11 protein-coding genes are annotated in these 13,522 nt (G+C 33.5%); 8 read left to right on the plus strand and 3 right to left on the minus strand.

The window, feature by feature from the left end:
* Window positions 1–219: 219 nt before the first annotated feature.
* Window positions 220–1,302: a hemolysin family protein gene (locus tag ABFR62_09280; protein ID MEN8138614.1), complete on the minus strand. Its 1,083-nt coding sequence runs from the start codon at window positions 1,300–1,302 to the stop codon at window positions 220–222.
* A gap of 74 nt (window positions 1,303–1,376) precedes the next feature.
* On the minus strand, window positions 1,377–2,489 hold the full coding sequence (locus tag ABFR62_09285) for an ABC transporter substrate-binding protein (GenBank protein ID MEN8138615.1): 1,113 nt from the start codon (window positions 2,487–2,489) through the stop codon (window positions 1,377–1,379).
* Between the two features lie 236 nt (window positions 2,490–2,725).
* Here ABFR62_09285 and ABFR62_09290 point away from each other — a divergent pair, with 236 nt between their 5' ends.
* The 4 genes from ABFR62_09290 (at window position 2,726) to ABFR62_09305 (ending at window position 7,420) form a co-directional block, all read left to right on the plus strand.
* Window positions 2,726–3,973, plus strand: a complete 1,248-nt coding sequence (locus ABFR62_09290; protein ID MEN8138616.1) for a DUF819 family protein — start codon at window positions 2,726–2,728, stop codon at window positions 3,971–3,973.
* Between the two features lie 220 nt (window positions 3,974–4,193).
* The gene (locus tag ABFR62_09295) at window positions 4,194–5,315 is read left to right on the plus strand and encodes a TlpA disulfide reductase family protein (protein MEN8138617.1); all 1,122 of its coding nucleotides are present in this window, start codon (window positions 4,194–4,196) and stop codon (window positions 5,313–5,315) included.
* Window positions 5,316–5,367: 52 nt separating this feature from the next.
* Window positions 5,368–6,459, plus strand: coding sequence for a TlpA disulfide reductase family protein (locus ABFR62_09300; protein MEN8138618.1), 1,092 nt, complete (start codon window positions 5,368–5,370; stop codon window positions 6,457–6,459).
* A gap of 565 nt (window positions 6,460–7,024) precedes the next feature.
* A complete protein-coding gene (locus ABFR62_09305; GenBank protein ID MEN8138619.1) occupies window positions 7,025–7,420 on the plus strand; it encodes a hypothetical protein in 396 nt (131 codons plus the stop codon).
* A 314-nt stretch (window positions 7,421–7,734) separates the two neighbouring features.
* Here ABFR62_09305 and ABFR62_09310 read toward each other — a convergent pair whose 3' ends face one another.
* Entirely contained in the window at window positions 7,735–8,073 is a 339-nt protein-coding gene (locus tag ABFR62_09310; protein ID MEN8138620.1) for a DUF4870 domain-containing protein, read from the minus strand.
* Window positions 8,074–8,266: 193 nt separating this feature from the next.
* Between ABFR62_09310 and ABFR62_09315 the strand changes: the two genes are divergently transcribed.
* The 4 genes from ABFR62_09315 (at window position 8,267) to dnaN (ending at window position 13,304) form a co-directional block, all read left to right on the plus strand.
* On the plus strand, window positions 8,267–9,091 hold the full coding sequence (locus ABFR62_09315) for an SAM-dependent chlorinase/fluorinase (GenBank protein ID MEN8138621.1): 825 nt from the start codon (window positions 8,267–8,269) through the stop codon (window positions 9,089–9,091).
* 1 nt (window position 9,092) lies between these two features.
* Window positions 9,093–9,395: an antibiotic biosynthesis monooxygenase family protein gene (locus ABFR62_09320; GenBank protein ID MEN8138622.1), complete on the plus strand. Its 303-nt coding sequence runs from the start codon at window positions 9,093–9,095 to the stop codon at window positions 9,393–9,395.
* Window positions 9,396–9,564: 169 nt separating this feature from the next.
* Complete coding sequence (gldG, locus tag ABFR62_09325) at window positions 9,565–11,979, plus strand: gliding motility-associated ABC transporter substrate-binding protein GldG (GenBank protein MEN8138623.1); 2,415 nt, start codon at window positions 9,565–9,567, stop codon at window positions 11,977–11,979.
* A 203-nt stretch (window positions 11,980–12,182) separates the two neighbouring features.
* The gene (dnaN, locus tag ABFR62_09330; GenBank protein MEN8138624.1) at window positions 12,183–13,304 is read left to right on the plus strand and encodes a DNA polymerase III subunit beta; all 1,122 of its coding nucleotides are present in this window, start codon (window positions 12,183–12,185) and stop codon (window positions 13,302–13,304) included.
* The last annotated feature ends 218 nt before the right edge of the window (window positions 13,305–13,522 follow it).

The following is a 13,522-nucleotide window of genomic DNA, read 5'->3' on the forward strand; positions in this document are numbered from 1 at the left end:
AGGAGACATTGGCAGTAATTTAATATCATTAATCGTAACCGACGAATATGGGAACACTGGAGAGGCCATGGCCGTTGTTATCGTAACAAATCAAAACGCCGAACTAAATGAAAATATTCAAAGTGCTACAGGAGTAAATTAGCAGTACAAGTATTATAATCAAAAACTATAAAAATTAAGGCTGTGTTTAAATTTTATTAAACACAGCCTTTTTATTTATTAATCATCTTTTTTAATTATCCCTAATCGCCTGGCTCTTTCTTTCCATATATTATGAGCTAAAACCCTCATATCCTCTACCATATCCGACTCATCCATAATCTCTATTCCTATAAGGGTCTCCAATACATCTTCCATAGTAACTATTCCTGATACTCCACCATATTCATCAACTACTAAAGCTATATGTTCATTTTTATTTGAAAGCTGATGCAGTAATCGTGAAATATCGGATGTTTCTAAAATAACCGAGATCTCTCTTGAAAAGTCTTTCAATATCACATTTTTATCTCCATTAATTATACTGGCGTAGATTTCATCTTTTAAAACATAACCGGTAATATTATCCACATTAGTATTGTATATAGGTATTCTGGAAAACGGCAATCCTTTGTGCTGCTCAAAAAAATCTTCAATACTTGCATTCTCAGAAGAAGCATTAATTACGGTTCTTGGAGTCATTATATCCTTACTCTTTACAGCCTTGAACCTGTTTAAACTTTCAAGAATTTCGTATTCCTTTTTATCTATGACTCCGGCGGCGGCACCTACCCTGGCCATAATGTAAAATTCTGAACGACTTAAAGTATTATCTCCTTCATTTACCTTCAATTTCCTGGTCAATACCTGACTCATCCATACTAGTGGATAAGTTAATATCATCGTTGCTTTTACGCCGTAAACCGTGAAATCTGTAAGCTGTCTCCAATAATTTGCACCAATAGTTTTAGGTATAATCTCCGAAAGTATCAAAATTCCAAGCGTCATCAGCCCTGCAACAACAGCTTCTATACTAACATTTAACCCGAACAAATTGATATAATTCTCCCCCCACAAACGTGCTGCCTGAGCTCCCACTCCAATAGCTCCTACCGTATGCGCAATGGTGTTTAACGAAAGTATGCCGGCCAAAGGTTTATCAATGTTCTCTTTAAAACCTTTTAGTGTCTTTCCTATCCACTTATCTTCGTTTAATAGAATTTCAACTCTTGACCGGGGAATACTTAAAAGGACGGCTTCCCATATAGAGCATAAAAATGAAAAAACAATTGATAATGAAAAAAATATAATTAACAATGTCATTCGAGCAAATCAATATTGATTAATATAATGCAAGATAAGAAATGATTACATTTTTTTCACCCCGGGCAGTAAGTTTACTTCAACTTTTTATAATAAACCAGATTCTCCTTATCAGCCTTGGGGTCAAAAATAATCGTCAAATCTTTTAGTACCACATCGGGTCGTAATACTCCCATTTCGAAATACGAATTAGCTCCCCACGGGGTAAGGCCACCGTATGAGTATACATTTTTATCTTTAAATGCTTTAAACAGTGAATATTTTGTATTTGAACTTAACAAATCATCTAACGATTTTTTTCCGCCAACACCTATCCAGTAATCTGCATCTATGGCATCTTCAAATACTTTTTCGAATGAAAATGATTTTGACCCGCTGGTAGTATCACTACTCCAAACGTAACTGGCCCCGGCATTTTCGTACATTTTAACTGCAAAGCTGTTTCCTCCGGGAGCATACCATGCATCGCCAAACATTATTCCCGAAAGAACCTTAGGCTTTATATCTTTCTTTTTAATAGTATTTTTTAATTCCAGATAGTTTTTTTCAATCTTTTCAAACTCCTTATTTGCCAATTCCTCTTTTCCCATCAACAAACCAAAAAGTTTTATCCATTCCACCTTTCCCAAAGTGTTTTCCTCATAAAATTCAGTAATAAAAATAGACTTTATGCCTACTTTATGCAGCTCTTTTGTTTGCCCCTGCGCTCTTAAGTTTGGAAAATCAAACACAATATCAGGATTGAGATCAAAAAGTTTTTCAAGATTTAACGCCTCTGCAGTTCCAAGCTCTGCAATTTTACCGTTTATTGCCAAATTGTGTAAAACTGAATCTGAAATGAATTTTGTATTTGGAAAACCAACTATACTCTCTCTGGAATTCAAAATCTCAAAAAAACCCAAATGTGTTGTTGATGTAGCTACAATTTTCTCAAATGGAATTTTAATTATATTCTTATTTTGAGGTGCATACGATACAACAAACTCCTGCACAATCTTATTGTCTCCAATAATTTCAACTCTAAAATCTTCTCCGGATTTAAATACCTTAAAATGAGTTGCATATTTTAACGGCAACTCATACTCCACGGGCACATCCCCACTATCTTTTTTCTCATTTTCATTATTACCACACGAAAAGATAAAAAATACTGCAGGTAAAAATATTAAGTAATAAATGGATTTCATAAATTTTTTTTGTGTTCCCAATTAATATTTCAAACTTACTTCGTTAATACACTCCCCCAAATTTATCACAAAAAAAGGTATATGGCTATAATCATACAATAAATTTCTACAGGAGTCTACATCATAACAAATCATAAATACACATCAATTAACCTGAAATATCTTTGCCTTTTAATAAAAATGAGTATTTTCGCCCGAAATTATTTTAAAACAAAGTATAACGACTATATAACAGGATGGAAGGACCTATATTTACAAACGATGCGATAGTATTTGGATTACTTCTGGCTTCTCTTGCCTTTGTATTTCACACATCTAGCAGCAACAATAAAAATTGGAAAAGGTTCTATAAGATCTTTCCTCCTTTATTAATGGCTTATCTGATTCCAAGTTTCCTGAATTCTTTTGGAATTATATCAGAAGAACACTCAGAATTATACACAATGGCAAAACTTTACCTTTTGCCTACATCATTGGTTTTAATGACCTTGAGCATAGACCTTAAAGCTATTGTTAACCTTGGACCTAAAAGTATTATCATGTTCTTTACCGGAACAGTAGGAATTATGCTGGGTGGTCCTTTAGCCATTTTGATAGTTTCTTACTTTTCTCCTGATACAGTTGGAGGAGTTGGTTTTGATGCAGTTTGGAGAGGTTTAACTACCATTGCAGGAAGTTGGATTGGTGGCGGTGCTAACCAGGCAGCTATGTTGGAAATATACCAGTATCCACAAGAAAAATATGGTGCAATGGTACTTGTCGACATAATTGTAGCCAATATTTGGATGGCAGTATTATTAATGGGAATTGGTAGAACTGCTAAAATAGATAAGTGGTTAAATGCAGATTCATCTGCAATTGAAGAACTTAAAAATAAAGTTGCCAACTATACAGCCAGTATATCCAGAATGCCTACACTTAAAGACTATATGTTAATTATCGGTGTTGGATTTGGTGTAACTGCCCTGGCACACATGTTTGCCGACAGTTTTACAGTATGGCTAGTTGAAACTTTCCCAGGCATGAATGAAAGTTCATTGAGTTCCAGTTTCTTTTGGCTAATTGTTGTTTCAACTACATTAGGTTTACTACTATCATTTACAAAAGCGAAAAAACTCGAGGGAGCAGGAGCTTCAAAAATCGGTAGTGTATTTATCTACATCTTAGTTGCTACCATTGGTATGAAGATGAATGTTTTACAGATTTTCGAAAACCCGGGACTTTTGGCCGTTGGTTTAATCTGGATGACATTCCATGTTTTACTGTTAGGAGTGGTTGCCAAAATAATTAAGGCTCCATATTTTTTCTTAACAGTTGGAAGTCAGGCAAATGTTGGAGGAGCAGCATCGGCACCGATAGTTGCAGCTGCATTCAATCCGGCATTAGCACCGGTTGGAGTTCTTTTGGCAGTTTTGGGTTATGCAGTAGGTACATACGGGGCTATGTTCTCGGCCTACCTGATGGAACTTGCTTCTAATCTTTAATATTTATAATTAATCGGGGATAATTAGTAAACAATATTATCTTTACGGCTAAACTTGAAAAAAACTTAAAACTCAATTCAATAGATGAAACATTCATGAGTGTAATTTTTCTCACACCAAGCTTTAGCGTGGCCGGCAAGGGGAATGATAATAAATGAATGTAACATCCCTGCCTGCAAGAAGCAGTCAGGCAGGTGACAAAAACATGTAAATATACTAGATGAAAAAGATTTTTTTTATTTTATCAATAATAGGAATATTAGGTTCCTGTAGTAAGGATTTAGATTCCAACTTTAGTATCGAGGGTAACGTTAAAGGTATGCGCAAGGGTATTGTATATCTTCAACAAGATATCGACGGTCAGTTAGTAACTGTTGACTCTCTGTTTCTAAAAGGAACTGATTTTTTTGAATTTGAGGGGAATATTGAATCTCCTGAAGTATTTTACCTGAGTACAAGTCGCAGAAATTCATCTACATTGCCAATCTTTGTTGAGAAAAACAAAATATTGATCGATGCAGATGTTAAAGATTTGTTGGGTGCTGATATTAAGGGTTCAGAAAATCAGGAATTACTGGATAAATTCAATAAAATAATTGGACGATTCAACTCTTACAAGAACGAATTGTATGTTAAAGGCTTACAGGCGAGTAATAAAAAACATCTTAAAACCTTTAAAAGTTTATCAAGTCAGTATGAAAAAAACGAAGTAAAAAAACTGAGATATATTCTAAATTTTGCCGTAACAAATGGATCTAAAGACATTGCTCCTTATGTAGCACTAAACTACCTGAGTTCAAGCGATATTACAGTTTTAGATACCATTAATAATTCTATGACTCCGGAAATAAAAAATGGAAAATACGGACAGGAACTAAACGAGCTTGTTACTCAGATAAAAGCTACAACAGTAGGCAATAAGTTCCCGGAAATTACCCAAAATGACACTACCGGAACCGGGATTAAACTTGAGAATAAAAATGGTTTAATGTTGGTTAAATTCTGGACTTCCTCGGCAGAAAACAGCAGAATGTCTAACAGTATGGCAAAAAACATATCAGAAAAATACAGCGAGGATCAAATAAAAATAATATCTGTATCGTTAGATACAAATAAAGATATGTGGATAGAAGCTGTAAAAGAAGACAAACTTCCATGGCTCCAGGTAAGCGACCTTAAAGGATATAAAAATGAAGCTGCCAGAAAACTTGCTATCAGAGTAATTCCCGAAAGTGTATTAGTTGACCAAAACGGAATTATTATCGGCAGAAACATGATGCAGGATGAAGTTATTGCTAAAGTTGACGATTTCGTTGAAAATAACGCAGCCACTGACAATTAAAATAGAACATTCAGATAAAAACAAATAATTAATATTAATCAATAAACTCAACATGAGAAAAATAGCAATGGCAATTGGATTTGCCACAGCATTAGTTTCTTGTAACAATCAAGATAACCTAACAATAAACGGTAATATTGCCGGATTGGAAAACGGTAAATTAATTGTTGCCAAAATCGAAGAAAACCGTCCTTCAAATATAGATACTATTGAAATAAAAGAAGGAAAATTTTCTTACACAGAAAAAATGGAGGAAGCAGATTTCCGTCTGTTCATACTTGAAGAAAACAGACAAAAAGGTGTTTTCATGTATGTGGGGAATGACAATGTAACTCTTGAAGGAAATATCGACAGTCTTGACAAGTCAGAAATCAAAGGTTCTGCATCTAACGAACTTTACACTGAATTAATCGAAGGATTCAAAGAAGTACAAAAAGAAAAAGGAGAACTTTATCAGGAAGCTCAAATGGCTCAGATGCAAAAAGATTCAATTAAATTAGAATCTTTAAAAGATGCTATCGAGCAAAACGATGCAAAAGGAGAAAACCTGGTTTATGAATTTGCTAAAACAAACAATGAAGCAACTCTTTCTGCATGGGCTTTAAACACTATTATTCAAAAATTTGATTACGAAAAAGTAAACCCTATTTACGAAGGTTTTTCTCAGGAAGTAAAAGACAGCAAATACGGTAAAGATTTAGCCGAAAGACTTGCTAAATTAGCTAAACTGGCTACAGGTGCGGTTGCTCCTGATTTCACTCTTACTACAACTACAGGAGAAGAGTTTAAGCTTTCTGAGCAAAAAGGAAAAGTTGTTCTTATCGATTTCTGGGCACACTGGTGTAAGCCGTGTAGAGCAGAAAATCCAAACAACATTGCCCTAATCGAAAAATATGGAAACGACGGATTCACAATTGCAGGTATTTCTGTAGACCGTCCACAAGATAAAGACAAGTGGTTACAGGCAATTGAGGATGATAAAATCAACTATACTCAAATGTTAGATACTATAGAAGTAAACAAAGAGTATGACGTTCGTTTTATACCTACAACTATCTTACTTGATAGAGAAGGTAAAATCATCGCTAAGAACTTAAGAGGTGAAGAATTAGCTGCAAAATTGAAAGAGATTTTCACAAAATAAGCTAAAATAAATACATATAAAGACCTGCATGTTGACTTATGTCAATATTGCAGGTCTTTTTATTTGTATTTATTGGTATAACCCGCATTATTCACCTCTACCCATGACAATCTTTTTTTTACCGCAAAGTTTCGCAAAGTTATGCGCAATTACGCAGTGCCTCGGCTTAGCCGACGGGAGTAATCATGAACACCAAAAACAATAAATATTTGTGAATAAAGTTTCGCAAAGTAAAAAGAATATTAACTCTGCGTAGCTTTGCGCTTTACTTGGCGTTACTCCGCGGTTAGTATTTTTTGTCATCAGCTCACCGTGTCCAGGCTCAGCCGATGATCGGAGTTTTTGCAAAAAAACTGGGTCTGCCTTTTTTACAACATTTCTAAACTGAGTTTAGCAAAGTTTTGCTCTTTGTAATATTGCTCCGGCTTTGTGTTACATTGCGGTTAAAATGCCCCAGATTATTTGCCAAAAAAACCGTTTATGAATACTATTTTCAGTTCTACCGATAATTTCACATAATGATTTCGTAACTTACTGTATATTAATCAAAAACTTTTAATATATAATGGAAAAACAAATATCAATTGGCCTCAGGAATACATTTATCGTACATGGTACTATAATGAGTATTATCGCTCTTATTTTTCTATCTGCTCCTATACAGTGGGGAAGCCTTACGGGCGCAATGTCAGAGGAAGTTCCGCAGATATATACTATCTTAGGTGCAACCATACTTGGGTACGCTATTAGTTCTTTTCTGGCAATAAGAGAATCATCATGGGAAAAAGTTAAGATAATAGTTCAGATGGAATGCATCATTAGTATAATATTCCCATTTGTACTTCTATTTGGAATATTACTTTTGGGGCTTCCTCAAATAGCCTGGCTGTTCTTTGTTGTGATGAGTGGTTTTACAATAGCATTTAATTTTTTCTATTTCAAAGAATTAAAAACTAAATAAACGAAGCCTTTGTATTTTTTGATATAAATCCTTTAATACGAATATACCATATACTTTAAAGCCTAATTGAACATCATTATTGGGAATGCCTGCTTATCAGTAGACAGTACTTCGTCTTATTAGTATAACGCCCCGGATAAGAGCGATAGCTTTTGCTTGCTGTGATTGTTGAACAAAGCTCTGTGGCGGCCACGCCTCAAGCGTGGACCCCACAGAGCTATTGTGAGCTATCACAGCAAGTAAAACTACAAGCGGATAGCCGGAAAAGGCGCATAAAAATCATTTTCAAAGACACCTAAAACCTTAATCAACACCTAATTCAAAAACTTAATCGTCAAAGGATAATGATACGGTCTCCCATCATTAACCTTAATTGCATTAACTATCGGATATATTACTGAAATAAGACCAATAATTACCAATAAGATGTAACCGATGAATATAAAAAACAGTAAAAAGGAAATGATACCCCATAGCAACATCGACAGCTGAAAGTTAATTATATCTTTCCCGTGTCTGTCTAAATCATAAATTTCATCCTTTTTACTCATCCAGATAACTATTGGAATAATTATTCCTCCCAATGATGGCAATATCAAACCTGCTAACTGAGATATATGAGTTAGCATCAAAAACTGATTATCGTATTTCATAAATCTTATCTAATAATTGTAAACTTTAAAGTTTCACAAGGTTATACTTATTCTTTTTAAAAGTAATATTCTTTGTAAAAAAAACAGGTGTTAATATGTTTTTAAATTTCCACCTGCAATTTGCATTATTTAATCGCTAGTTTTAATACATTTACACATAATATATTCATCATTCAAGCTATAAAATAAGTAAATGGCTATTATCACATTAACAAGTGATTTCGGGTTAAAAGACTATCATGTTGCTGCAATGAAAGGAGCTATACTCTCTGAATTGCCTGATGCAAAACTGATTGACATTTCGCATGAGATATCTCCATTCAACTTAATCGAAACAGCTTATATTGTAAAAAACGCCATCACTAATTTCCCTAAAGGGACCGTAAATATTATCACCGTAGATTCAGAATACAGTATCGATAATAAACTTATCGCAGCCAAAATTAATGATCAATACTTTGTAACAGCCGATAATGGTATATTATCATTTTTAAAAAATGAATTTTCAGAATTTAAGATATTTGAAATAAATATTGGCAACCAAAACGAGTCGTCTTCAGTACCTACTCTGGTAAAAACAGCTTGTCATATAGCCCGTGGCGGAACTATGGAAATAATTGGAAAACCCATAGCCGAAACTAAAGAAATGAAGGTTATGAAACCTCTAATCACGGATGATGGAAGTAAAATTATCGGAAGCGTTATTTATATCGATAATTACGGAAATGTTATCACTAACATTAAGCGCGACTTTTTTAATTTGGCAAAAGGAAATTATACAAATTTCGAAATAATTGCCAGAAATCATAAATGGAAAAAAATTCAAAATAAATATAACGAGATAGAAAACTTTAATTCTGCAAATAAAGAAATTAAAGACGGACAAAAACTGGCTCTTTTTAATTCAGCTGACTTTTTGGAAATTGCCATATACCGAAGTAACCTGAAAACTGTTGGAGGTGCTTCTACCCTATTGGGTCTTAATTATCTCGATACAATAACAATAAACTTTATTTAAAATGATTATTAGAATAGTAAAAATGTCGTTTAAAGAAGACCGCGTGGATGAATTTCGCGAAAATTTCATGAAACATAAAGACGAAATTATGAATTTTGAAGGTTGTGACCTTCTGGATCTTCTGAAAGTTAAAAATGAAGAAAATGTATATATGACATATAGTTATTGGGACGATGAAGAAAGTCTCGACAATTATAGAAATTCGGAATTATTTAAACGTGTTTGGACTCCTACAAAAGAAATGTTTAGCCAAAAACCTGAAGCCTGGACAATGGAAAGAGTTTTGGGGATTCATAAGTTATGAGTCCGTGTGAGTTAAAAAACGTAAACCTTGCCCTGAGCGTGGTTCCTGAGAGAAGTTGAAGGGAGTAACCAGTCCTTCGACAAGCTCAGTAACCGGTAACCAGTAACCAGTAACCAGTAACCAGTAACCAGTAACCAGTAACCAGTAACCAGTAACCAGTAACAAAAGTATGTTTGCAATTTACAAACGAGAAATTATAAAGTTTTTTTCATCTGCTATCGGATATTTAGTTCTAATGGTATTCCTATTGATAAACGGACTATTCTTCTGGTATTTCGATGGAGAGTTCAATATCCTGAATAATGGATATGCAAGTCTGGATAACTTCTTTAGAATAACGCCTTGGTTCCTGCTTTTTCTCATCCCTGCGCTGACAATGGGGATGATCTCGGAAGAGAAAAAACAAGGAACTATAGAACTGCTATTAACACACCCTATAAAAGAAAGTCAAATTTTCTTAGCTAAATTTTCAGCTACACTAACTCTAATTATTTTAGCTCTTTTACCTACTCTGATATATGTTTACTCTATATATCAACTTTCTGTACCCGTTGGAAATATCGATCTTGGAGCAATTGCAGCTTCTTATTTTGGTTTAATACTGATATCTACAGCATTTACGGCGATAGGAATGTTTAGTTCAACTATATCCGACAATCAAATAACCTGCTTTATTTCCGGAATACTTATTTCTGTATTGTTTTACTATTCCTTCGAACTCATTTCCGAAATTGATTTTCTTACATCAATTAATTACTCACTGAAACAGCTCGGCATGCTAAATCACTTTACAAGTATTAGCCGTGGAGTAATTGATTTCAGCGATATAATTTACTTCCTGAGTCTGATAGTTGTATTTTCAGGTTTAGCTATTGTTCAGATAAAAAAACTTAAGTGGAATAAAGCTAAACGCAAATCAGACTTAAGAAATATTTCAATACTGATATTATTTCTTATTCTGATAAATTACATATCTGCTTTTCTGGTATACAGATTCGACTTCACTTCTGATAAACGTTTTACTCTGAATAGCCGCAGTATATCAATAATTGAAGAAACAGATAAAGATATCCACATACAGGTTCTGTTGAGTGGTGATTTACCTACAGGCTTTAAACAACTTGAGGCTGAAGTTAAAAGAACTCTTGAAGATTTCAAAAATTACAACTCAAAGATAAGCTACTCATTTATAGATCCTTTTGAAGGAAAAGACAATCAACAGAGAGACCAGATTTTAGAGGAGCTGAATTCTAAAGGATTGAGTCCTATTAATGTTGAAATTAATAAAAAAGGTGAACGTAAATCAAAATACATATTTCCCTGGGCACTTATTAAAAAAGATAACAAATCTGTAAGAGTAAATCTCTTAAAAAATAAAATCGGAGCTTCGGCAGAACAACAACTTAACAACTCAATTGAAAACATTGAATATGCTCTGGTTGATGCTATAATAAAAATAAACACTAACATTAAGCCGAAAGTTGCTATTTTAAAAGGACATGATGAACTTAATGATGCATTTTTAGCAGACTTCTTAAATAGTCAACACGAATATTATCACTTTGAAAGATTAAAACTCAATGGTGAAACTTCGGTTTTCGAGCTTGAGAAAGTTATTGAAAATTACGATGCCCTGATGGTGATAAAACCGGGTAAACAGATAAGTGAAAAGGAAAAGCTACTGATAGATCAATACATAATGAAAGGAGGAAAAAGTATGTGGCTACTCGACGGTGCCTATGCCGATATGGACTCCTTGCTAAAAGATGGAAAAATGCTGGCCTTCCCCCGCGATTTGAATTTAAATGATATGTTATTTAAATACGGATTTAGAGTTAATGCTGACATTGTAAAAGATTTACAGTTTGCTCCAATAAAACTTGCGAGCGGAAATTTAGGCAATAATGTACAATATCACACTGTACCATGGCCATACTTCCCTCTGTCAATCCCAAAATCGAAACACCCTATTGTTAAAAATATAGAAGCTGTAAAATATCAGTTTGCATCTTCAATTGATACTATTTTATCACCTGAAGTAAGAAAAACAATTCTTTTAGAATCCTCTGAATTCTCCAAAACATTCGGTATTCCAAATTTCATCGACTTCTCCGAAATTCAGAAAGAGCTTAATGAAAATAGTTATAACGAAGGAAGGAAAATTCTCGGGCTTCTTTTGGAAGGTAAATTTAGTTCGGCTTTTAAAAACAGAATACTTCCATTCGCTGCCGCTAATTATACAAACATAAGTGAAGAAAATAAAATAATTGTATTTTCGGATGGGGATATTATTGCAAATCAGTTTCAAAACGGACAACCATTACCTCTTGGATATGACAAATGGTTTAATCAGCAGTATGGCAACAAGGAATTAATTGAAAATTCTTTGAGTTACCTTTTGGATGGCTCCGGTATTTTAAATATTAAGAAAAAAGAAGTAACACTACGACTTTTAGACAAAAAAATACTTCAAAAGGAAAGAACTTATTGGCAGGCAATCAATATTATTTTCCCGGTGAGTATATTGTTGATTTTTGCAGTATTATTTGTTTTCATCAGAAAAAGAAAATACAAAATTAATTAACACCAAACTTGTTAATAATTTATATTTGCAATGATTTATTAGTAAGAGATTTTAATTATCTTGAGCAATCATTTTTAGTATTAGATATAAATTTATTCAGGTAAATAGAATAAGCATGAAATCCCCCTAAGGACTAACGTTCATAGCAACTAGTATAATTATTAGTGGATAACATGTGACAAAAACATAAAATTAATATACACATGAAATTTTTAGTTTCCAGTTCATTACTATTAAAACACCTACAAATACTTGGGGGTGTTATAAGTAACAATAATACATTACCAATTCTCGATAATTTTCTTTTTGAGATAAAAGATTCAACCCTTACAATAACATCTTCTGACCTGGAAACTACTATGTCGGCAAGTATTGAAGTAGAATCTGAAACTGACAGTGTATTGGCTATTCCTGCAAAATTGCTTTTAGATACTCTTAAAACTTTCCCTGAACAACCACTTACGTTTATACAAAATAAGGATAATAAGACTATTGAAATTTCTTCTGATTTCGGTAAATATGCTTTAGCATATATCGAAGGGGATGAATTTCCTAATGCAGTTAATTTAGAATCACCATCAAAAGTAGAGCTTGCGGCCAATATTTTGAATACTGCGATATCTAAAACAATTTTTGCTACCGGAAATGACGATTTACGCCCTGTTATGTCGGGTGTATATTTCTCGTTTTCGCCCGAAGGAATGACTTTTGTTGCTACAGATGCTCATAAATTAGTGAAATATGAGCGTACTGATGCTACTGCCGAAGAGGAAGCTGATTTTATCATGCCTAAAAAGCCTTTAAACTTATTGAGAAATATTTTAGGGTCTAATGATTCTGATGTTTTGATAGAGTACAATGTTGCAAATGCAAAATTCACTATCAATAACATTGAACTTATTTGTAGATTAATCGACGGGAAATATCCTAATTATGAAGCGGTAATTCCGAAACAAAATCCTAATGTATTAACTCTTGACAGAAACAACTTCCTTAGTTCTGTTAAACGTGTTTCTATCTTCTCTAATAAAACTACACACCAGATAAAGCTAAACATAGCAGGTGCTGAATTACAAATTTCTGCAGAAGATTTAGATTATTCAAACAAAGCCGATGAACGTCTTTCATGTGATTATAAGGGAGATGATATGCAAATTGGCTTTAACTCAAGATTTTTAATAGAAATGCTGGCAAGTCTTGAATCAAGCGATATTACTCTTGAAATGTCTGCTCCAAACAGAGCTGGTATTTTAACTCCGACTGATGGTTTAGAAGAAGGTGAGAAAATTCTAATGCTTGTTATGCCGGTTATGATTGGAGCGTAATAAAGTATATTAAACAATAATATATCGGGAGCCTAAGGTTATAATACTTTAGGCTCTTTTTTGTTTTATCAAACCTAAACATTGTCAAAATTCACAATACTTTTCTATCTCTCCTAATAGCTCATTACTCCATTTATTAATTTATACTTTGATCGCATATCTGTCTTATGAAAAAAGTGAATTGCATAAAAATATAATCATCTGCACTTAGCTATAAA

Source organism: Bacteroidota bacterium (genome assembly GCA_039714315.1).
Classification (GTDB): Bacteria; Bacteroidota; Bacteroidia; order Flavobacteriales; family JADGDT01; genus JADGDT01.